23 protein-coding genes are annotated in these 20,000 nt (G+C 65.5%); 9 read left to right on the forward strand and 14 right to left on the reverse strand.

Annotated elements, in window-relative coordinates:
• Positions 1 to 142 precede the first annotated feature (142 nt).
• The gene (locus tag CVV68_RS08650) at positions 143 to 397 is read right to left on the reverse strand and encodes a Txe/YoeB family addiction module toxin (RefSeq protein ID WP_110500594.1); all 255 of its coding nucleotides are present in this window, start codon (positions 395 to 397) and stop codon (positions 143 to 145) included.
• Positions 394 to 639, reverse strand: coding sequence for a type II toxin-antitoxin system Phd/YefM family antitoxin (locus CVV68_RS08655; protein ID WP_110500595.1), 246 nt, complete (start codon positions 637 to 639; stop codon positions 394 to 396). Before CVV68_RS08655 ends, CVV68_RS08650 begins: the two co-directional genes overlap by 4 nt.
• Before the next feature lie 145 nt (positions 640 to 784).
• Here CVV68_RS08655 and CVV68_RS08660 point away from each other — a divergent pair, with 145 nt between their 5' ends.
• Both CVV68_RS08660 and CVV68_RS08665 read left to right on the forward strand, forming a co-directional pair.
• Positions 785 to 1,198 carry a hypothetical protein gene (locus CVV68_RS08660; RefSeq protein ID WP_146238860.1) on the forward strand — a complete coding sequence of 138 codons (414 nt, stop codon included), beginning with the start codon at positions 785 to 787 and terminating at the stop codon, positions 1,196 to 1,198.
• A gap of 19 nt (positions 1,199 to 1,217) precedes the next feature.
• Complete coding sequence (locus CVV68_RS08665) at positions 1,218 to 1,424, forward strand: helix-turn-helix transcriptional regulator (protein ID WP_110500597.1); 207 nt, start codon at positions 1,218 to 1,220, stop codon at positions 1,422 to 1,424.
• A gap of 220 nt (positions 1,425 to 1,644) precedes the next feature.
• Here CVV68_RS08665 and CVV68_RS08670 read toward each other — a convergent pair whose 3' ends face one another.
• Entirely contained in the window at positions 1,645 to 2,658 is a 1,014-nt protein-coding gene (locus tag CVV68_RS08670; RefSeq protein WP_110500598.1) for an NAD-dependent epimerase/dehydratase family protein, read from the reverse strand.
• Between the two features lie 106 nt (positions 2,659 to 2,764).
• Between CVV68_RS08670 and CVV68_RS08675 the strand changes: the two genes are divergently transcribed.
• Positions 2,765 to 3,517: a M50 family metallopeptidase gene (locus CVV68_RS08675; protein ID WP_110500599.1), complete on the forward strand. Its 753-nt coding sequence runs from the start codon at positions 2,765 to 2,767 to the stop codon at positions 3,515 to 3,517.
• On the opposite strand, the gene CVV68_RS08680 is transcribed toward CVV68_RS08675, so the two are convergent.
• From CVV68_RS08680 to CVV68_RS08705, 6 genes are all read right to left on the reverse strand, one after another.
• On the reverse strand, positions 3,514 to 4,080 hold the full coding sequence (locus tag CVV68_RS08680; RefSeq protein WP_110500600.1) for a dihydrofolate reductase family protein: 567 nt from the start codon (positions 4,078 to 4,080) through the stop codon (positions 3,514 to 3,516). The two genes, CVV68_RS08675 and CVV68_RS08680, sit on opposite strands and share 4 nt — an antisense overlap.
• A gap of 79 nt (positions 4,081 to 4,159) precedes the next feature.
• Positions 4,160 to 6,439: an accessory Sec system translocase SecA2 gene (secA2, locus tag CVV68_RS08685; RefSeq protein ID WP_211320766.1), complete on the reverse strand. Its 2,280-nt coding sequence runs from the start codon at positions 6,437 to 6,439 to the stop codon at positions 4,160 to 4,162.
• A gap of 149 nt (positions 6,440 to 6,588) precedes the next feature.
• A complete protein-coding gene (locus tag CVV68_RS08690; RefSeq protein WP_110500602.1) occupies positions 6,589 to 7,329 on the reverse strand; it encodes a peptidase M56 family protein in 741 nt (246 codons plus the stop codon).
• Entirely contained in the window at positions 7,326 to 7,940 is a 615-nt protein-coding gene (locus CVV68_RS08695; protein WP_110500603.1) for an RNA polymerase sigma factor, read from the reverse strand. The genes CVV68_RS08690 and CVV68_RS08695 overlap by 4 nt, the downstream gene beginning before the upstream one ends.
• A gap of 63 nt (positions 7,941 to 8,003) precedes the next feature.
• Positions 8,004 to 8,696 (reverse strand): tyrosine-protein phosphatase, encoded by a 693-nt coding sequence (locus CVV68_RS08700; RefSeq protein ID WP_110500604.1) that lies wholly within the window; start codon positions 8,694 to 8,696, stop codon positions 8,004 to 8,006.
• Positions 8,697 to 9,305, reverse strand: coding sequence for a GNAT family N-acetyltransferase (locus CVV68_RS08705; RefSeq protein ID WP_110500605.1), 609 nt, complete (start codon positions 9,303 to 9,305; stop codon positions 8,697 to 8,699).
• A gap of 202 nt (positions 9,306 to 9,507) precedes the next feature.
• On the opposite strand from CVV68_RS08705, the gene CVV68_RS08710 reads away from it, so the two are divergent.
• From CVV68_RS08710 to CVV68_RS08725, 4 genes are all read left to right on the forward strand, one after another.
• Positions 9,508 to 9,942 (forward strand): VOC family protein, encoded by a 435-nt coding sequence (locus tag CVV68_RS08710; protein ID WP_110500656.1) that lies wholly within the window; start codon positions 9,508 to 9,510, stop codon positions 9,940 to 9,942.
• Positions 9,943 to 10,187: 245 nt separating this feature from the next.
• Complete coding sequence (locus tag CVV68_RS08715) at positions 10,188 to 11,168, forward strand: 1,4-dihydroxy-2-naphthoyl-CoA synthase (RefSeq protein WP_110500606.1); 981 nt, start codon at positions 10,188 to 10,190, stop codon at positions 11,166 to 11,168.
• Between the two features lie 18 nt (positions 11,169 to 11,186).
• Positions 11,187 to 12,368, forward strand: coding sequence for an AMP-binding protein (locus CVV68_RS08720; RefSeq protein WP_110500607.1), 1,182 nt, complete (start codon positions 11,187 to 11,189; stop codon positions 12,366 to 12,368).
• Positions 12,369 to 12,430: 62 nt separating this feature from the next.
• Complete coding sequence (locus CVV68_RS08725) at positions 12,431 to 13,309, forward strand: 1,4-dihydroxy-2-naphthoate polyprenyltransferase (protein ID WP_110500608.1); 879 nt, start codon at positions 12,431 to 12,433, stop codon at positions 13,307 to 13,309.
• A gap of 67 nt (positions 13,310 to 13,376) precedes the next feature.
• Here CVV68_RS08725 and CVV68_RS08730 read toward each other — a convergent pair whose 3' ends face one another.
• Both CVV68_RS08730 and CVV68_RS08735 read right to left on the reverse strand, forming a co-directional pair.
• A complete protein-coding gene (locus tag CVV68_RS08730) occupies positions 13,377 to 14,015 on the reverse strand; it encodes a TIGR03085 family metal-binding protein (RefSeq protein ID WP_110500609.1) in 639 nt (212 codons plus the stop codon).
• Positions 14,016 to 14,089: 74 nt separating this feature from the next.
• Complete coding sequence (locus CVV68_RS08735; protein WP_110500610.1) at positions 14,090 to 14,419, reverse strand: DUF4229 domain-containing protein; 330 nt, start codon at positions 14,417 to 14,419, stop codon at positions 14,090 to 14,092.
• Positions 14,420 to 14,490: 71 nt separating this feature from the next.
• On the opposite strand from CVV68_RS08735, the gene CVV68_RS08740 reads away from it, so the two are divergent.
• Together CVV68_RS08740 and CVV68_RS24185 are read left to right on the forward strand one after the other, a co-directional pair.
• Positions 14,491 to 14,904: a PLDc N-terminal domain-containing protein gene (locus CVV68_RS08740; protein ID WP_110500611.1), complete on the forward strand. Its 414-nt coding sequence runs from the start codon at positions 14,491 to 14,493 to the stop codon at positions 14,902 to 14,904.
• A 349-nt stretch (positions 14,905 to 15,253) separates the two neighbouring features.
• On the forward strand, positions 15,254 to 16,246 hold the full coding sequence (locus CVV68_RS24185; protein ID WP_245933426.1) for a putative endonuclease domain-containing protein: 993 nt from the start codon (positions 15,254 to 15,256) through the stop codon (positions 16,244 to 16,246).
• A 199-nt stretch (positions 16,247 to 16,445) separates the two neighbouring features.
• On the opposite strand, the gene ccsB is transcribed toward CVV68_RS24185, so the two are convergent.
• From ccsB to CVV68_RS08760, 3 genes are read right to left on the reverse strand one after another with little or no spacing between them, the layout of a single operon-like run.
• Positions 16,446 to 17,546 (reverse strand): c-type cytochrome biogenesis protein CcsB, encoded by a 1,101-nt coding sequence (gene ccsB, locus CVV68_RS08750; protein ID WP_110500612.1) that lies wholly within the window; start codon positions 17,544 to 17,546, stop codon positions 16,446 to 16,448.
• Positions 17,546 to 19,252 carry a cytochrome c biogenesis protein ResB gene (gene resB / locus CVV68_RS08755; RefSeq protein ID WP_110500613.1) on the reverse strand — a complete coding sequence of 569 codons (1,707 nt, stop codon included), beginning with the start codon at positions 19,250 to 19,252 and terminating at the stop codon, positions 17,546 to 17,548. The genes ccsB and resB overlap by 1 nt, the downstream gene beginning before the upstream one ends.
• Positions 19,252 to 19,968 carry a cytochrome c biogenesis CcdA family protein gene (locus CVV68_RS08760; protein WP_110500658.1) on the reverse strand — a complete coding sequence of 239 codons (717 nt, stop codon included), beginning with the start codon at positions 19,966 to 19,968 and terminating at the stop codon, positions 19,252 to 19,254. The genes resB and CVV68_RS08760 overlap by 1 nt, the downstream gene beginning before the upstream one ends.
• Positions 19,969 to 20,000 lie beyond the last annotated feature (32 nt).

Raw genomic sequence — 20,000 nt, forward strand, 5'->3', positions numbered from 1 at the left:
ATGCACTCCTCTGGGGCGGGCATGGGTCGCTGCGGCGCTTGTTAGGCGAAGCCGGCCATGAGCTTCAAGGGAATTCCTTACGGAGGGGATGCGAACTTTTAAAGTGTGGCATGGCAGTGTTGTCAAGGCGGCCCGCGGCCGGTCAGTAGTGGTGGCGGGCAGCAATAACCACAATTTGGTCCTCTTCGACGGCATAGACGAGGCGGTGCTCGTCCGTGATCCGGCGGGACCAGTACCCAGCCAATTGGTGCTTGAGCGCTTCAGGCTTGCCAATGCCATCTTCAGGCGATCGCAGGCAGTCTTTAATGAGCGCGTTGAGGCGCCGCAAGGTCGCCTTGTCAGTCTTGGCCCAGTACTGGTAGTCAGCCCAGCCCGTGGCTGAGAATGCGATGTTCATTCACTGAGTTCGTGAGCGTGCAGCTGACCGGCCTTATGCTGAGCAACGCCCTCTAAAAGGTGCGCCGCGTTGGCGGGGCTACGCAGGAGGTAGGCAGTTTCCTCGAGCGCCTCATAGTCCGCCAGCGACATGAGGACTGCGCTGCCTTTCTTGGAGATGATCTCCACGGGCAGCCTGTCATTGTTTACTTGTTCAATCAATGGGAAGAGCCGGGCCCGGGCTTCCGATGCTGTGATCGCCATGCGACACCTCCATAGTGGTACTTTATATTGTACCACTTGACGCCGCTATTGGACCGACAGCAGAACAATCACCCCTCCAGGCTTGAGTACAGTTTCCTTGACATTCATCCAAAATCAACTGTACGTTGACGGCATGCTCAGACGAATGTTTCGAAGTATTGTCATCATGGCGGCGCTTGTCATTGCCTGGGGCGTTTTCACGGGGTTCATGGTGGATTCCGCCGCAGGTCCACTGAGGGGTGCGTTCCAGGGCCTCGTCGTTGCCGCCGCCGGCGCCATTAGCTTTGTCATCATGACGCTCGATGCCAGGACGCCGTTGTCCCGGCAGTATCCGGCCCTCTCCCAACCCGATTCGGTGGAGCGACAGGTGTTTGTGGCATCGTCGTCGGCCGCATTCGTGGACATGATCGGACTGGCGCTGCTGTCCGCTGCGCTCGTCATGACCTACCCTGAACTTTTCAACGCAGCACCTCTGCTCATTGGCATTGTTGTGGTGGCACTGGTGGACTTTGGCATCCGATTTGGCCTGCAGCGAGGCAGCCTGGTGGGCTCGGCGTGATGTACCACCTGGGCGCCCTGTGAAGAATCGGGTTCGCGAATGCCGCGAGGAACTGCGCCTGACCCAGCAGGAGCTGGCTTTTGAGCTGGGAGTGTCCCGGCAGACCATCATTTCCATCGAGCGCGGTAAATACGATCCCAGCCTGGGCCTGGCCTTCAAACTGTCAGAAGTGCTGGGGCAGCACATTGAACAGCTTTTCCATCCGGGGGGCGACCAACAACTGTAATGAGGGGGCGGCCGGGCCCTGCATCTCGGCAGGATCGACCACCGGGGGCATGGAGTTTCGCTTTGCGCTGGAGTCGACGCCGGTTGTGCGCATAGGCGCCTGTGCGCACAACCCACAGCGAATCGGGCACATGCCGATGCTGTGACCTCATGCGCCGGACTCGCCAGCGAGTTCTGCGCATGCTGTCAGGTCTCGATGCCCGGCCACCGGGCGGACAACTTCAAACAGCTTTAGACCGGGCAATGTCAATCAGCTGCCCTTCGTCCGCGGCGCTCAGTCCTGCTCCGAGCTGGCGCCCCGCCCACGGTTCCTCGCAGGCAATGATGTCCCGGAATGTTTCCTCGAGCGGACGCCGCTCCAGCCCCCATTCCAGGGCCCGGGCATCGGAACGGCGCGCAAATCCGGCGTAGTCCGCCTCCAATGGCAGCACGAGCGGCAGGGACCGCGGCCCACTCCACGGGGAAACGCCGTCGGCCACCATGGTGGACAGCCGATACGGGACGATCTGCGGGTTGGCGTGCGCAGCCTCCCGCGCCGCCAACAACGCGTCCTGCAGGGGCACGGCCTGCCCCACGGCATTGACCGCGCCGGTCCGCCCGGCCAGCCCCGCATCGAGAATGAACGCGGCAAGGTCACGGACATCGATGAGCTGCACATGCTGGCGGTAGGCCGAGCCGTCATCGAGGGGAACCAGCACCGGCCCGCGGGGATCGGCCAGGCGCAGCGGCCAGTACGTGGTACGCCCGGAAGGATCCCCGGGGCCGCCGATCAACCCGGGACGGACCACCAGCGCAGCATTGCCGCGGGTCGCCATGGCCAGCCATTCACAGCCGGACTTCGCCTGGCCATAAAGCTCCGGAGTGTAGGTCTCGGTGGACTCGAGGGGCTCGAGCAGTTCCGCCTCTTCAGGCACCTCCGGGGTGGAATGGTCCGCATAGACGGAGCAGGAAGAGACAAAAATCCAATGCCTGGCCCGCGGCGAGAGCGCCTCCACAGCGGCGCGGGCATGGGCGGGCATGCGGGTCAGCTCCACCACCAGGTCCCACTGCTGCGAGACGGCCCCGGCATAGGCGCCGTCGCCATCCCGGTCAACCTCGATGGCGGCCATGCCTTTCGGGAAATCGCCGGATTTGCCGCGGGCCAGGCAGGTGACGGCGTGGCCGGCCTCCATCGCCTGGGCTGCAAGGGTCCGGCCCAGCCATGCGGTGCCGCCAAGTATCAAGATATTTGCCATGCATTCCAGCAAAGCCGTGCGGACCGGCCGGGGCAAGGAATTTCACGCTCGGCGCAGGATCGTCCGGCAGACACGGACCCACAGCTTTCTCGCATAGGCTTCCACAGTGAACACTGACCAACCCCTCAACGCCGTAGGCAGCTGGTGGCAGGCCGTCCTGGCCGGATTTGTCCATGCCGGCACGCCGTCTGTCCCCTTCCCCGTGTTGGCGGGCATCCTTGCCGTGGCCATTGTGCTGAGCATTCCGCGCGTGACGTGGCGCTGGTTTGGGCTGTATGTGACATTTGTGCACGAGCTGGGCCACGCCTTTGCCGCGCTCATGACCGGCCGTTATGTCCACGGGCTGAAAATCGGCCTGGACCATTCGGGACAGCTGGTCAGCAGCGGCCGGCGCGGCTTCAGCGCCACATGGTCCGGATTTTGGGGCTACCCTGCACCGGCCGTGGTGGGCGTTGCCCTGGTCTGGTCCGTGACCGCCGGCTGGGCGGGCGCCGCAATGTCCATTGGCGCCCTGCTCCTGTTGGTGGCCTTGATCTTCCTGCGCAACTTCACCGGCATCATGGTGGCGCTGCTGAGCGCGGCCGTGGCCCAGCTGCTGGTCATGTTTGCCGAGCCGCTGACCGTCAGCTACGTTGTCCTTGCCCTGGGCATCGCGCTCGGCGTGGGGTCCGTGCGCGACTGGTTCAAGGTGGCCGCCGTCCACACGCGCCGCCGCAACCAGCTGGCCAGCTCCGACGCCTACATCCTCGCCCGCTCCACCGGCGTGCCGGCCATCCTCTGGCTGGCCGGCTTCGCAGTGGTCATCGCTGCCTCCGCCGTGTTCTCGATCTGGCTGTTGTGGGGCCTGCCGGGCCGCTAGGCCTGGCCCGACACCCTGTAATGAAGATGCACGACGCCGCTGCCGAAGGTGCGCTCATCCAGCAGTTCCAGCCGGGTCCGGACGGCGTCGGGTAGCGCCCGGGTGCCGCCGCCGATGATGACAGGCGCGAGGAACAGGTGCACTTGGTCCACCAGTCCGGCGGCGAACGCCTGGCCGGCGAGTTCGGCGCCGCCCAAGGACAGGTCCGTGCTGGCACCGGCCTTCAGCCGACGGACGGCCTCCGGATCAAAGCTGGGCTCAATCCGGGTCCTGGCTGTTTCGGCGGCCTTCAAAGTCCGCGAATACACCACCTTCTGCGCCCGGCACCAGAAGTCCGCATAATCACGTGCCACCGGCGAAAGGTCAGTCCGCTGCTGCATTGCCTCCCAGACCTTCATGGTCTCGTACAGGCGCCTTCCGTAGAGATAGGTGCCATGGCCACGTTCCAAGTCGTTGATGAAGCCGTGGACTTCATCACTGGGAACTGTGAAGTCGAAATTGCCATCGGCGTCGTTGACGTAGCCGTCCAACGAGGTGTTGGCGGTGTAAATAAGCTGGGCCACAGACTTTCATCCCCTCAAGACGGCGTGCCGATGCACATGTGTCCCTCCAGTATTCGCTTTTCCGCGGCGTTACGGCAGCCTATTTGCCCAGTTTTTTCAGCAGCCATTTCACGGCCGCATCCGACGGGCTGCCAAACGGATCCTCGTTGACCACATAGGTCCACGTGGAAGACGGCCGGCGAAGTCCCGCCGCGTCCAGGTCCACGGCACCGTCGGCAACGTCCAGCGCGTCAAAGGACTCCCGCGCACTGTCCGCGGCCCGGTCGAGGAACCCCTCGAAGGCGAGGATGGTCTCGCGGCGGAATTCATCCAACGGATTTTGCCGGCCCAATGCGCGCAGGTGGATGGCGGCACGCTGCTCGGACAGCAGCGCCAGGTGGTCGCTCCAGTGTGCGTCGAGTTGGAACAGCAGGATGGCCCGGCACACCCGGGCCACTTCCGGACCGCCCAGTGCAGTACGGAGCCCTTCAAGGCGTTCCGCCCCCTCAAAGGGTTCCAGCGCGGCGTCATCGTCCGTGAGCACGCGGTCCCTTTCGGCCAGCACCACCCGCCGCTGGTAGGCGATGAGTTCGTTGTACTTCCATGAGTTTTCCTGCGTGGTGAAGCGCTCCTGCTCGGCCAGGCGCTGGGTGCGGTCCAGCAGCCGCGACACCCCCGCCCTGGTGACCAGTCCGGCGTCGTCCGCGTCCCCGGCCAGGGAACTGCTGAGCTCCAGGCCGTGGACTTCCTGCCCGTTGGCGGCCGGGTCCTCGATGCTGGAGTAGACCACGCTGGCCCCGGGATCGCCCTGCCGCCCGGCACGGCCCCTGAGCTGGGCGTCCAGGCGGGGTGAGTAAAAGCGGCCCACGATGACCACCAGCAGCCCGCCGAGCGCGGCAACCTCGCCGTGGACAGCTGCGTCGGCCCCCTTGCCACCCAGCAGGATGTCGGTGCCGCGGCCGGCCATCTGGGTGGAGACCGTGACGGCGTACTTCCGGCCCGCCTGGGCAATGATCCCAGCCTCCAGGGCGTCATTGCGGGCGTTGAGGACCTGGCATTGCACGTCTCTGGTCGCCAGCTCGGCGGCAAAACGCTCCGAGGTGGCGACATCGTGGGTGCCGATCAGCACCGGCTGCCCCGCGGCATGGGCCGCCAGGACCGCCTCGACGACGGCGGCGTCCCGGTGGGCGGCCGTCGCGTAGATGCGCTCGGGCAGGTCCCGGCGGATCGAGGGCAAGTGCGGTGGGATCCGCCCGGCGTCGAGCGAGTAATGGGTGCGCAGGTACTCCGCGACGGCCACGGCGGTCCCGCTCATGCCGGTCACGGTGGCGAAGGACTTGATGAGGTCACGCACCAGCAGCTGGTCCAGGACCTCGCCCTGTTCGGTCTTCACCAGGCCTTCCTTCGTCTCCACGGCGGCCTGCAGCCCGTCCGGCCAGCGCTGGGTGTGCGCCACCCGCCCGCGCGAATCGGACACGATCTGGGCCCGGCCGTCCCGCACGATGTAGTCCACGTCGCGCTGCAGGAGCACCTCGGCGTGCAGCGCCACGTTGATGGAGGAAAACAGCGGCGTGCCCTCAGCGGAGTAAAGCTCGACGCCGGGCCACCTCGCCCCGGCCCGGCCGATCCCGGCGTCGGTCAGCGAGACGTTGCGGCGGTCCGGCTCCACGGCGTAGTCGGCGTCCGGGTTGAGGCTGCGGACAAAGTCCGCCACGTCCACGCCTTGCAGCTCCGTGCGTGCCCGCCCGGCCAGGACCAGCGGGACCACCGCCTCGTCGACCAGGACCGAATCAATTTCATCCACAATACCCACGTCAAAGGGCTGCAGCACGGCTTGGTCCTGGCCCGTGCAGCTGCGGTCCCGCAGGACGTCAAAGCCGAGTTCGTTGACGGACACGTAGACCACGTCCGCCAGATAGGCTTTTTTCTTCTCCGCGGCGGTGGCCTCCGTGGTGACTGAGGCGGTGCGCACGCCCAGGCTTTCATAGAAGGGGCGCATCCATTGTGCATCCCTTCCCGCCAAATAGTCGTTGACCGTCAGGACGTGCACGCGGCGCCCTTCCAGTGCGTGCGCACCGGCCACCAGGGCGCCCACCAGCGTCTTTCCTTCGCCGGTGTCCATTTCCACCACGGTGCCCTGGAGCATGTTGGCTGCCGAAAGCAGCTGGGTGTCGAAGGGCGTCATGTCCAGGGATTTCCCGGCAAGAATGCGGGCGCAAAACAGGTAGTCCTCGAGCCGTTGCCCGGTCCATTGCCGGGAGCCCCCGCTTATTTGGCTGAGCAGCTCCCGTGCCTGCGCCGGGCCGGTTTCGGGGTCCGCCGCCCCCGCCCGCTCGGCGGCCCTGTTGACCACCCCGCTGAAATTCCCCGTGTCGGTCACACCCGGGGTGTTGAACAGCCAATTCTTGAATTGCTGGGGAAAGCGCAAGGTGCCTCGAGTCGTAGGGGCTGGTCCAGACAGTGGTCCTTACAACGTACCTGCGGCGTGGAGCGCGCGGCAACACGCCGGGCTTGCGGGTAGGAAGGCAATCACCCTCCGATCCGGAACACCCCCACCTTGGTTTCACCGTCGCTGCCGTACACGGGTATCTCCACGTACGTTCCTGCATGCGCGGACTGCCAGGCCAGGGCCTCCTCCGGCGACTTGAAGTCCGGCTCCGGCGACAGGTCCTTGGAATATGCGTAGCCCACCACCCCGTTCGTCGCGACCACGGCAATCAGCACCGGAGAGCCCTTGGCATTTTCCACGCCGTACGTCTCCCCCTTCGCGTTGACGCCCCAGGGGCTCGTCACTGCGTTCACGTAAGTGATGGTCAACCGCCACTGTTCGCCCGGTCCGGCCTTGATCGTCACGGTGTGCTGCCCGCGGGCCAGCTCCTGCCGGTACCCTGTCCACGCGGACCGGGTGCCGACGTCGGCGGCGGAACAGCGTGAGGAGGCACCGTCGTCGAACGTGAACGTGCCGGCGCTCAGGCAGCTCAGGGAGAGCGAGACCCCCGTGGCGCCTGGCGGCACCTCGCCCAGTTCCACGGTTGCGGTACCGCTCCGGGTCACTGTGACAGCGTCGGCCAGGGGAGTGACAATGTCCGCTCCCGGCACCACCCACAGCCCTGATGCCGCGGCCGCCACTCCGCCCAACAAACCCACGCCGCTGAGCAGGCCCGCCCCGGCCCATACCCTGCGCCGCCTGGTCCGGGAAGGCGCCGCAGATACGTGCGCCACCAGCGCGGCCCGCAGCGCACCCTGAAATTTGCGATCCAGCTGATTCATGGCAGTTCCCCTTCGAGTGCCCGCGGTTCCGCCAGTCCGGCCGCCGCCGGAGGGTGCGGCTCCAGTGCGGCCCGCAGTTTCAGCCGCGCCCTGTGCAGCCGGGTTTTGGCGGCCGACGCTGTGACGTCCAGGACGTCGGCAGCGTCGCCAATGCTGCACCCCGCCACCACGACGAGCGCCACGAGCTGCCGATCTGCCGAACCGAGTGCGAGCACGGCTGCCGCCAGCTCCGGTTCCAGGGCTTCATAGGGGTTGCGGGCCATTGCTTCCTCGGCCGCGTCCGGCGATTCCACTTCCCGTGGCAGTGCCGAAAGGAAGCTGTGGTACCGCCTTGCGGCCCGCTGATGGTTGCGGGCCACGTTCGTGGTGGTGGTCAGCAGCCATGGCAGTACGGAGCCGTTGACCAGGCGCACCTTGGCACGCCTGCGCCACAGTTCCAGGAAGGCCGCCGCCGTGGCGTCCTCGGCGTCGTGCCGGTTCCGCAGGAAGCCGTAGGCGTGGCGGAATACGCGTGCGTTGTGCCGGTCAAAGACCAGGCCAAACGCGTCGCCGTCGCCGCGCAGGCTGCGCTCCCAAAGTGCCGGCTCACCGGCGGCCTCCATGTTCCCCATGCACTGTATTGTCCGCGGCAGGGAGAAAGGTTTCACCTGACGGTGACTATTTCCCGCGTCCGCCTATCGGCACCGTGCCACGACGGCGTCGATCTCCCCCGTTGTGACGCCGTTGTCCAGCAGGAAGGCCCGCACGTCGAGCCCGCCCACAAAGACTTCCAGCGCCTGTTCCCGGTCCGCCACGATTTCTGCAATTTCGTCCTCCGCCAGGTAGTGCTCATACGGGTGCTTCACGGGTGCCACCAAATGCCAGCTGTTGATGCCGCGCGAGGCAAGTTCGTCCTCCCGGGCCACCCGCTCCGCCTGACCCGCGAGCGCCAGCAGCAGCGAGGCCACCAGCCCGGTCCTGTCCCGCCCGGCAGAACAATGGATCACCACCGCCCCGCGCGCCACGGCCAGCTCCTTGAACACCGCGGCCACCCGTCCGGGAAACAGCCGCAGGATGTCCGCGTAGAGCCGGGGATGGTTCATGTAGGGCTGGACCAACGCCTGGTATTCGGCGTTGTCCGGATCCTCGGTGGGTGAAGTGACGACGTCGAACCCGGCCATTGCGCCATCCCCCACCGCCGGATCGGTGGGCCTGCGCTTGCGCTCGCCGGGATTCCGCAGGTCGATGACGGTGCGGACGCCGTCGCGGTACACCTGCCGCCAGCCATTCTCGGTAAGCCACTCGCTGCGGCCCATCCGGTAGATGTCGCCGATGAGCAGGCGGGCGTTGACGGCACCTTCCCAGTGCGGGACCCCGGCTTCCTGCATTTAGCGCTTCTTGGCCACGCGCAGGTCCAGGCCGCTGCGGACCTGGGGCCATTCGTTGGCGAGGATCGAGAAGACCACTGTGTCGCGCAGGGAGCCGTCCGGCATGCGCCGGTGTGAACGCAGCACGCCGTCCTGCTTGGCGCCGAGCCTCGCAATGGCTTCACGTGACTGCATGTTCATCCAATGCGTGCAAAATTCAACCGCCACGCAGCCCAGCGTTTCAAAGGCGTGGCCCAGCAGCAGGCGCTTGCTGTCCGGGTTGGTCCCGCTGCCCTGCACGCCGGCGGCGTTCCAGGTCGAGCCGATCTCCAGCCGCGGCAGCCCGGCATCGATGTTCATGTACGTCGTCATGCCGATGACGTTGCCCGGCTCCCCCGTGGCGGGATCGTTCAGGCGCGTGGTGAACGGCAGCATCAATCCGGATTCCTGCAGGGCCAGTCGGCGCTCGATCTCCGCCTTCATGTCCTCCGGGCGTGGAACGAACGTGTACCAGAGATTCCACAATTCGCCGTCGGAGGCGGCCTGAACCAGACCGTCGTGGTGGTCCCGGCTCAACGGTTCGAGCGTGACGTACTTTCCACGCAGGGTTACCGGCTCAATTGCTGTCATGAAAAAACAATATCCGATGCCCCTTGGTTGACGGATGCGCACCACCCGCAAACTGGTCCGGCGCATCAGCAAACTCGACTTTCCGCATGCGCTGAACTCAAGCCGGGTTTTACGCCGGGGGCATCAGGCGCAAAACCCGCAACGAATCCTGCACACAGTTTATGTACTGGACGGCCACGGGCAGCTCCGGCAGACTTTTCCCATGGCCTATTCACTGCAAATAGTCGTTGACTCATTCAAGCCCCACGAACTTGCCGACTGGTGGGCGGAAACCATGGGCTGGACCGTGGAGCCAAGCGAAGAGGCGTTCATCCGCTCCATGGTGGAAAAGGCCTTCGCCACCGGGGACCAGACCAAGATGCACAACGGCGTACTCGTGTGGAAGGACGGCCAGGCCATCACCGCGGGACCGGAGGCAGGAAGCGGCCAGCCGCGGATCCTGTTCCAGTCCGGTGACCAGGCCAAGGCCGGAAAGAACCGAATCCACTGGGACGTGCGGCTCGGCGGCGAGGACATGGCTGAGGTGAGGGCCCGCCTTGAAGTCCGCGGCGCCACTTTCCTGTGGGAGGCCAGCCAGGGTCCGCACGCCTGGTTCACCATGGCCGACCCGGAGGGCAACGAATTCTGCATCGGCTAGTCCGCCGCCCGGTCCGGCCTGCCGGTGTGAATGCCTGTGAATCTTGTGAATTCATGGCGGACAACCGTCGCCTTGAATTTCTTCATGCGCAACGCCAGCTGCCAGTGTTGCGCCGGGAACCGTGCTGCGCAACGCCAGCACTTCAGCCTTGCGCACAATAAAACAATTCTTCCGTCATGCGTTACGCCAGCTGCCACTAATGCGCATAATAAAACAGCCCGGCACCGCCAGCTAAGATCGTGAGGGTGAGCAGCGCAGACAATTTCCCCGCCCAGGTTTCCGATATCTTCGACCCCAGCCGCTGGCGTGTGGTGGAGGGCTTCGACTTCACCGACATGACGTACCACCGCCAGGTTGAGCGGGACAGCGACGGAAAAATCGTCCGGGACCTGCCCACGGTGCGCATCGCCTTCAACCGCCCGGAGGTCCGCAACGCCTTCCGCCCCGGCACCGTGGACGAGCTTTACCGGGCCATGGACCACGCCCGCATGACCCCGGATGTGGCCGCCGTGCTGCTGACAGGCAACGGCCCCTCCCCCAAGGACGGCGTGCATTCCTTTTGTTCCGGCGGGGACCAGCGCATCCGCGGCCGCGACGGCTACCGGTACACCGTACAAAATACAGTACAAAATACAGACGGGGAGACGAAGGAGACCATCGATCCCGCCCGCGCCGGCCGCCTGCACATCCTGGAGGTCCAGCGGCTCATGCGCACCATGCCCAAGGTGGTCATCGCCGTCGTCAACGGCTGGGCCGCGGGCGGCGGGCACTCCCTGCACGTGGTCTCCGACCTCACCATCGCCTCCCGCCAGCACGGCAAGTTCAAGCAGACCGACGCCACTGTGGGATCGTTCGACGCCGGTTATGGCTCGGCGCTGCTGGCCCGCCAGATCGGCCAGAAGGCAGCCCGGGCGGTTTTCTTCCTGGCCCGCGAATACTCCGCGGACGACGCGGTCCGCCTGGGCGCCGTCAACGAGGCCGTGGACCACGCCGAGCTGGAAAACACCGCGCTGGAATACGCCGCGGACATTGCCGGCCAGTCCCCCCAGGCCATCCGCATGCTCAAGTTTGCCTTCAACATGGCCGACGACGGACTGGCCGGCCAGCAGGTCTTTGCCGGCGAGGCCACCCGCCTGGCCTACATGACCGATGAGGCCGTGGAGGGCAAGGAAGCGTTCCTTCAAAAGCGCGACCCCGACTGGTCCAGCTTCCCCTACTACTTCTAACCCCCGGCATAGGCGCACATGACGATCGAACCCCTGCTCAAGGCACTCTCCGAAGCACTGTCCGGGGAAGGCCCGGCCGTCCAAATTGAGGCCCCGGCCGCCCCCGGCGCGGCACCGGAATTCACACTCATCCCCCAGGCCGAGCTGGGACTGCCGGCCAACAGCGACACTGACATTGCCGCCGTCGTGCGCACCTCCGGGAGCACCGGGCAACCCAAGCGGACCATGCTCAGCGTGGACGCGCTGGCGGCCTCCTCGGTGGGCACCGCGCTGGCGCTGCGCGGCGAGGGGCAGTGGCTGCTGGCTCTGCCGGTGCACTATGTGGCGGGGCTGCAAGTGCTGGTCCGTTCGCTGTTTGCCGGCACGCGCCCCTGGGCCATGGACCTCAGCGGCGGATTCACCCCCGAGGCGTTCACGGCGGCCGCGGCCGAACTGACGGACAAGCTGCGCTACACCTCCCTGGTTCCCACGCAGCTCACGCGCCTGCTCACCAATCCGACGGCGGAAACGCTGACTGTCCTGCGCCGCTTCAACGCCATCCTGCTCGGCGGCGCCCCGGCCAGCCCGGTGCTGCTGGAGGCCGCACGCAGCGCCGGCATTAACGTCGTCACCACCTACGGCATGTCTGAGACCTGCGGCGGCTGCATCTACAACGGCGTCCCGCTCGACGGCGTGGAGCTCGCCATCCGCGACGGCCGCATCCGGCTGGGCGGGGCCGTCCTGGCAACCGGGTATCTGGGCGACCCCGCCCTGACCGCGGGCGCCTTCTTCCAGGAGCCGCTCGACGGCAGTGCCCTGTCCGGAAACGAACCCGTGCGCTGGTATGAAACCGGCGACCTGGGCGAGCTGGACGGTGAGGGACGACTGCGGGTGCTGGGCCGCGTGGACGACGTGATCATCAGCGGCGGTTTGAAGATTTCCGCTGCCGCCGTGGCTGACGGGCTGCACCGGGTGCAGGGCGTCCGCGAGGCGTTCGTGGGGCCCGTGGCCGATCCCGAATGGGGCCAGCAGGTGGCGGCGCTGGTGGCCGGTTCCTGCTCGGCCGAGGAGCTGAGGGCCGGTGCCGCCGCGACGCTGGAGCCGCACATGGTGCCCAAGACTGTGGTGTTCGTCTCCGCGCTTCCCGTGTTGTCGACCGGAAAACCAGATAGGACGGTCATTTTGGCACTCCTGTCGGACGCGGCGGCGGACCGCAAATAGCTCCGACCCGGCACAATGGAAGCTGACAGGTCTTTGCCGGCCTGCGGATAAGGAGTAGTGCTGTGGCCACTGTTGGTCAATGGATTGAAGGCGCGCGCCTGCGGACGCTGCCGATGGCAGTTGCCCCCGTCATCATCGGCACCGCCGCCGCATATGACCTCGGCGCCCTGCACTGGGGCCGGGCCGCACTGGCTGCCTTCGTGGCGCTGCTGCTGCAGATCGGCGTCAACTACGCCAATGACTACTCGGACGGCATCCGCGGCACCGACGAGGTCCGGGTTGGCCCGCTGCGCCTGGTGGGCTCCGGCGCGGCTGCCCCCCGGCAGGTCAAAATGGCCGCGTTCACCGCCCTCGGCCTGGCCATGGTGGCCGGGCTTGGCCTGGTCATCCTGTCCCAAACCTGGTGGCTGTTGCTGGTGGGGGCCGGTGCCGTCCTGGCAGCCTGGGGCTACACCGGCGGCAAGAACCCCTACGGCTACATGGGCCTGGGCGACGTCCTTGTGTTCTTCTTCTTTGGTCCGGTGGCCACCCTGGGCACCACCTTCACCCAGGCCGGGGCGGTGAGCCCGGCGGCACTGCTGGGCTCCGTCGCAACCGGACTGATCGCCGTCGCACTTCTGATGGCAAACAATGTCCGCGACATCCCCACGGACAGGAAGGTGGGCAAGCGGACCCTTGCCGTGCGGCTCGGGGACCGGAATGCGCGGCGCAGCTACGTGGTGATGCTGGGGCTGTCGCTGGCCATCATGATGTTCCTGGCACCGGCCAAGCCGTGGGTGCTGCTGGTGCTGCTGCTGATTCCGTTCATGCTGATGCCCAGCTGGCTGATGCTCAAGGGCAAGAAGCGCAAGAGCCTGATTCCGCTGCTGAAGCAGACGGGCCTGCTCAACTTGGGGTTCAGCGTGCTGTTCGCGGCCGCCATGGTGCTGACGGCGCTGTAAAGTCCGGCTGCGCGGGCACCCCCTGCGGGGGACTGGCGGCCACCGCGGGCTTCCCTGAAATGCAGGCCTAGCGGCCCGCGGCCCAATGGTGGAAGGCCTCCACGTTTTCCGCAGTGCCGGTTGCTTCCACACGTGACGCTACCTGGCGCCCTGAAATATACAGCGCCACTTCCACGGGGTCTCCGGACAACAGCACCCCTCCGGGGCCCTTATGGACAAGTTTCGGGGCGCCGCCCGGGGTGGCAAGGGTGACCCCGACGGGGCTGCGGCGGTAGCTCATCTTCGCCATCATCGGCAGCTTTTTCCACAGGGCCTCAAGCAGGCCGTCCGGCAGCACACGCGGCTCAATGCTGTTCCCGCCCCGGCGGACGTCCTCATGATGAATCACGTACTCCACGAGTTGGACCGAATCGCCCAGCCAGGTCATGGGATTTGCGGCGCCTGTTCCGGCAGCGAACCTCGCCACCAGGGCCTCGTAGCCCTCCGGAGACTCGGCCGTTGCCGTAAGTGCGCCGAGCCGTAACTCACGCCCGGGTTCCGGTTTTGCCGCCAAATCCAGCAGCTGATTCAACGGCGCGTGCTCGCGCATCACCAAATGGGCCAGCAGCCGGCGGACATTCCAGCCCTCGCAGAGGGTCGGGGAATCCGGGTCGGCATTCCGGAATGTCTCCACAAGTGCCAGCCGTTCGTTGTCCATCCACCGCATCTGACGGTCCTTTCCAGGTTCTTGGTACTTGGTCCGTCTTCTTGGTACTTGGCACGCCCGGGTGGCCCTGTCGGTCAGCCTTCCGGCTGCGGGTGGGGCTTCTTGGTGGCACGGTCCGCATCGACCCAGACGTCTGGATTCGCGTCGATGAGGGCGTCCTCGGCGTCAGCGTCGGCCACGGCCCCGGCCGACTGGGTGGTATTGGCATTCGGGGCGAAACGGTCGGCAATGACGGCAGTGGCGCCGTCGCGCTGCTTGCGGAGGAGGAAGAAGCTGACCACGAACGCGCACAGGGCAGCAATCAACGCTGCCGTGAGGGGACTGAAGTGCAGGGCCAGATATGCCAGCAGGAAGAATGCCACAAAAAGCACGCCGCGGATCAGGGAGTATTTGAAGAAAGCCACGGGCCAAGTTTAGCCCGTGATCCTGAACGCCGCCCCGGAGCCCGATTTGCCCGTCAAAGGTAGAATGAAGCATGCGCTATATCCCAGTGATCTTCGGTGTTGTTCTCTTCATCTACGGGCTCATCGACTGCATTCGCAGCGAACCCGCCGATGTCCGGAGCATCCCCAAGCCTGCCTGGATTTTGGTGATTGTGCTGCTGCCGCTCCTGGGGGTGCTGCTTTGGTTCTTTCTGGGCCGCCCCCAGTACGCCGCCTCCACCCCCGGCCCCAACGGCGGTTCCGTCCCGGCCCCGCGCGGCCCTTCCTATTCAGGCCGTGCCAAGCAGTTTGTGGCGCCCGACGACGACCCCGCCTTCCTCCGCAACCTTGAAGTGACCCGCGCCCAGAAGGCGGAATCGGAACGCCTGCGCAAGCTCAAGGACGAGCTGAAGGCCCGGGAAGCCAAGCTGCGCGAAGAGCATCCGAACGACGAAACCAAGCACTAAGGCGGCTTCCCCGCGGCCGAACGTACGCGTATGGCGACCTCGGCCGGTCCCAGCCCGCCAAAACTGTACTTTCGGAAGCCCGGGCGACTGCCCAGCCCGCCAAAACTGTACTTTCGGAAGCCCGGGCGACTGCCCAGCCCGCCAAAACTGTACTTTCGGAGACCCCAGAGGGCTCCTGAACATTCACTTGGCGGATTCGGCCATGGGCACCGGATTAGTTATCCACAGCTTCTATGCCGCGCAGAATCCTTGGCCGCCCTAGTCCGACGGGGCCGATTGTTATCCACAGATTCCACGGACTGGCGCTAAAACCAACATTTAGCCCCAAGGGGTCCGCCCTAATGGAGCTATGAGTAAACCAGCGCCACTGCCACTGCACCTCGCCGTGCGACCTTTCACGGTGGAACAGGCACGCCAGTCCGGCATTTCCCGTTCAAGGACCCGTGCCTCTGACCTGTGGATCCCGAGCCGGGGCATCCGCGTGCACAAGAGCGCGGCGTTTGACCTGCTGGATTCGTGCCGTCCCTATACCGATACCACCGGACCCGCCGTCGTCAGCCACGTGACCGCCGCAAAAATTCACGGTTTGTATCTTCCGCAACGATGCTTGGACGATCAGACCCTGCACTTGGCCCGACCCACGGGAACTGGCATGCCCCGCCGGCGTCGGGTCACGGGCCACCGCCTGGATCTGGCAAGCAACGATGTGGCGGTGGTGGGCGGAGTGCCGGTCACCACCGTTCAGCGCACATTCCTCGACCTTGCACACCTGCTGGGGCCTGATGAACTGGTGGTCATTGGCGATCAGCTTGTGTGCCAACACACGCGGAACTACGGTCCGCCAAGAGTCGCCATGGTGGAACTGGACGCCCTCAACGCCTACATTGCCGGCCATCCGGGCGCGCGTGGGCTCTGCCGATTGCGAGAGGCCATGAACCTGGTCCGTGTGGGCGCCGACTCCCCGCCGGAGACGAGGCTGCGACTGATCATTGCACGGTCCCCGCTGCCCACGTTTGTTACAAACGGTGAGCTCCTTGATGCTGCCGGGAACCCGCTCGTCTCCCCGGACCTCGTCTGCCAGCAGTACAGGACCTGCGTTGAGTACGACGGCGACCACCATTTCACCCCAGAGCAACAGGGCAAGGACCACGATCGGGATTTCATGACGAAGTCACTGGGGTGGAACCAGGTGCTAATCAACAAGGAAGACATGCTCGCGGGTGGACGGGTGGCTATCACCAAGATCGCCCGCATGCTGGTGCAGGGAGGGTGGCCAGACCCGGAAAACCTTGCTGGACGATCACTGCGAGGGCTTCTTGGCACCCGGAAAGACGCACTTTGAGCCTAAGTACGGCTCTACTGGCCGACCGGCAAGTAGCAAACGTGCTCACAGTACAGTTCTGGTTGCCTCCGCCCGGTGCAAACGTGCTCACAGTACAGTTCTGGTTGCCTCCGAAGCACGGAGCCCGCCAGAACTGTACTATCGCCGATCCTGGCAGGTGCTCAGCCCGCCAGAACTGTACTTTCGGCGCCGGAGGCGGCTAGCTGCCCACGCCGGCGTAGGAGTGCAGGCCGGAGAAGTACACGTTCACGATCGTGAAGTTGAAGACCACGCACAGATAGCCCACGATGGACAGCCAGGCGGCGCGGGTTCCCGTCCAACCGCGGGTGGCACGGGCGTGCAGGTAGCCGGCATAGACCACCCAGATCACAAAGGTCCACACTTCCTTGGTGTCCCAGCCCCAGAAGCGGCCCCAAGCCTTTTCCGCCCAGATGGAACCAAACATCAGCGTCAGGGTCCAGCCCACGAACGCGATCCCGTTGATGCGGTAGGACATGTTTTCCAGGCTCAGCGCGTTCGGCACCAGGCGCATCACGAGCGCCTTGTCCGGCTTCCCGGAGGCGATGGAGGACTCGCGGCGCGATTGCAAAAGCTGCAGCACAGACATGGCAAACGTCAGCGTGAACAGCGAGGAGGACATGACGGCGATGGAGACGTGGATGACCAGCCAGTAGCTCTGCAAGGCCGGCACCAGGTGGCCCGCTGGGGTCCAGAACGCGACCGACGCGGCCGTGATCATCACCAACACCAGGCCAATGACGAACGTGCCCAGGAAGCGCAGGTCGCGCCGGGTCAGCACCAACAGGAAGATCAACGCCACGGTGAAGCCGCCCGTGGTGCAGAATTCGTACATATTGCCCCACGGCACACGCCCTGCGGCGAGTCCGCGGAAAAGCACCGCCAGGCCGTGCACGACGGCGGCCACAACAGTGATTGCCACGGCAATCCTGGCGGCGCGGCGCTTTGCCTTGCCATAGCGCATGGAGTCGCCGGCGGTGATGCCGTCCGAGCCGTCGTGGGTCTTGCTGCTGGGGCGCACACCGCGACCCTGGGGACCAGCTCCCAAGTCTTGGCCCATGAAGCCTGCAGCCCCAACGCGCACCAACTGGTCGGCGTCGGCTGATGCGACTCCTGCCGTAGCCGTGACGCCGGCGGTTTCGACGGCCAGGCCCCTGCGCACGGTCTTGCTGTAGGTCACCAAGTCCCATGTGAAGGCGCAAAACGCCACGGCGTAGGCCAGTCCGGCCATCAGCATGAATTGCTCACTGAGCAGGGCAAGGCCTTCATTGATTCCTGGCATTACTGATCCTTACTTGACACGGTGACGCCGGTTCCGGTGTCGGTTTGGTTAGGGGGTGTCCGGTTACCATCTTCCACCGGAGAGTCCGCTGGCACCACCCATTTCGCGTGAAGTGCCTTGTTGATTGCCGCGGATTCCCCGGCCAGCCGGTGGTCCTCACCGCGGGCCAGCAGCCCGAATTCGACCATGGTGCGCCCGTCAGGATGGTTTCCGGTGCGGATCCACACGCGGCGGCGGTTCAGGAACAGGGAGGCCATGAGTCCGCCAAGGGCCAGGACGGCGAACACCAGCACGTACACCTGGCCCGGGTCGTGGCGGATGTCCAGGGCAGCGAAGCGCTTGATGCCGTCAAAGCTGATGCTACCGTTGCCGTCCGGCAGGGTGTAGCTCTTGCCCGGTGCAAGCACAATCCCGCCGGACTTCATGTCGCGGCCGTTGATCTGCTTGAGTTTCGAGGTGTCCAGGGTGTAGACGTTGCGGGGAATTCCGTTGTCCAGCCCGAGGTCGCCGGTGTAGGCATTGAGGTTCAGCTGCGGATTGAACGGATCCGGGTCGGAGCCGTAGGCCACCCCGGTACTGGTGTCCATCAGGGCCGTGGGCAGGAAGAAGCCGACAAATCCCAGCTGCCTGGGCTTGGCGTCCGGGACCTTGATGACCATCAGAGAGGTGTAGGCGCCGTCGGTGGGGATGGTGACGACCGGACCCTGGAAGGCGACCTTCCCGGTGCCGTCCTTGACGGTCACCACCGGGGCGTAGCCGTTGCCGACCAGGTAGATGTTGGTGCCGCCCATGGCAACGGGGTCGTTGACCTTCAGGACCTGCTGCTTCGCCGCGGCATCGGGGCCGTCCTTGGTGGTCAGGCTCGCCGTGAAATCGATCGGCTGCCCGTAGTGGCCCGGCGATTCCCTGTCGTATTTGACCGCCAGCTTGTCCAGCTCCACCGAGTACGGGCTCAGGCGGTCGCTGTTGAAGTAGGCCCCCGGGGTGAAGGTGTCATAGCCCACCAGTGTGTTGACGAACGTTTCGCCCTCCACCACCACACGCTGGCCGCTGTACCCGGCCAGCCCGCTGTAGGCGACGGCGGCAAGGACTCCCAAAACGGAAACATGGAAGACCAGGTTGCCGACTTCCTTCAGGAAGCCGATTTCGGCGCCCACCGACGGGCGCCCGGTGCCGAGGTCGCGCACGTCCACCCGGTAGCGGCGGGACTTCAGGACAGCAGCTGCATCCTTGATGGCCTGATCGGCATCGACGCCGCTGCCGGCCGGGATCTCCACGGTGCCGTATTCGGCCAGCCGGGACAGGCGCTTGGGCGTGCGCGGCGGTGCCGAGCGCATGGCCTTGAAGTGAATCTTGGCGCGGGGCAGCACACACCCCACCAGCGAGGTGAAGAGCAGTAGGTAGATGGCCGCAAACCAGGGCGAGGAGTACACATCAAAAAGCCTGAACCAGTCCAGGATGGGTCCGGATGTAGGGTGGTCCGTCAGGTACTGCGTGACATTGGAGGGGTTGGAAGGGCGCTGCGGGAACAAGGAACCGGGCACGGCCGCCACGGCGAGCAGCAACAGCAGGAACAACGCGGTCCGCATGCTGGTCAGCTGCCGCCAGGCCCACCGGAGCATGCCAACGAAGCCCAGCCGGGGCAGCTCGACGTCATCCTTGGACGGGTTTTTTGTTTGCACTTCTTGCACCGATTTTTCCCTCATCAGATTGGCAGTTCCGCTCCATAGGCAACCCAGGATTGCAGCTGGTTGATCCACGTGCCCCACAGCCCCGTGGCCATCAACAGCCCCAGGACAACCAGCATGCCACCGCCAAACCACTGCAGTCCGCGGCGGTGGGTCCGGAAGAACGCCAGGGCGCCCAGCCCGCGCCGGACGCCAAGCGCGATCAGCAGGAATGGCACGCCGAGCCCGAGGCAGTACACAAATGTCAAAAACGCACCCTTGGCAGCTGTGGCCCCGTCAAAATAGGTCAAGGCCAGGACTGCGCTGAGCGTGGGGCCGATGCACGGTGCCCACCCGAGTCCGAAGGTAATGCCGAGTACGGGGGCACCCCACAGTCCCGCCGGGGGCTTGGCGTGGATCTTCACGTCGCGCTGGAACCAGTTCAGTCCGCCAAGGAACACCACGCCAAGCAGAATGACCACCACGCCCAGGACCTGCGTCACCCAGCCGGCGTCGGGCGTCAGCAGCCAGGCGCCCAGCTGGCCGAACACGGCCCCAAACAGGACAAAAACCGCGGAAAACCCGAGAACGAACAAGCCAATGCCGAGCAACATTCGCCCGCGCCGCTGCTTTTCCAGGTCAGCGCCGGTCAATCCGCTCACGTAACCCAGGTAGCCGGGCACAAGGGGCAGCACGCACGGGGAAAGGAATGACACAATCCCGGCCAGCAAGGCAACCGGGATGGCAAGCAGCATGGAGCCACTGCTGATTATTTCGGCAAATGGGT

This window comes from Arthrobacter livingstonensis (assembly GCF_003219815.1).
In the GTDB taxonomy this organism is placed as follows: Bacteria; Actinomycetota; Actinomycetes; order Actinomycetales; family Micrococcaceae; genus Specibacter; species Specibacter livingstonensis.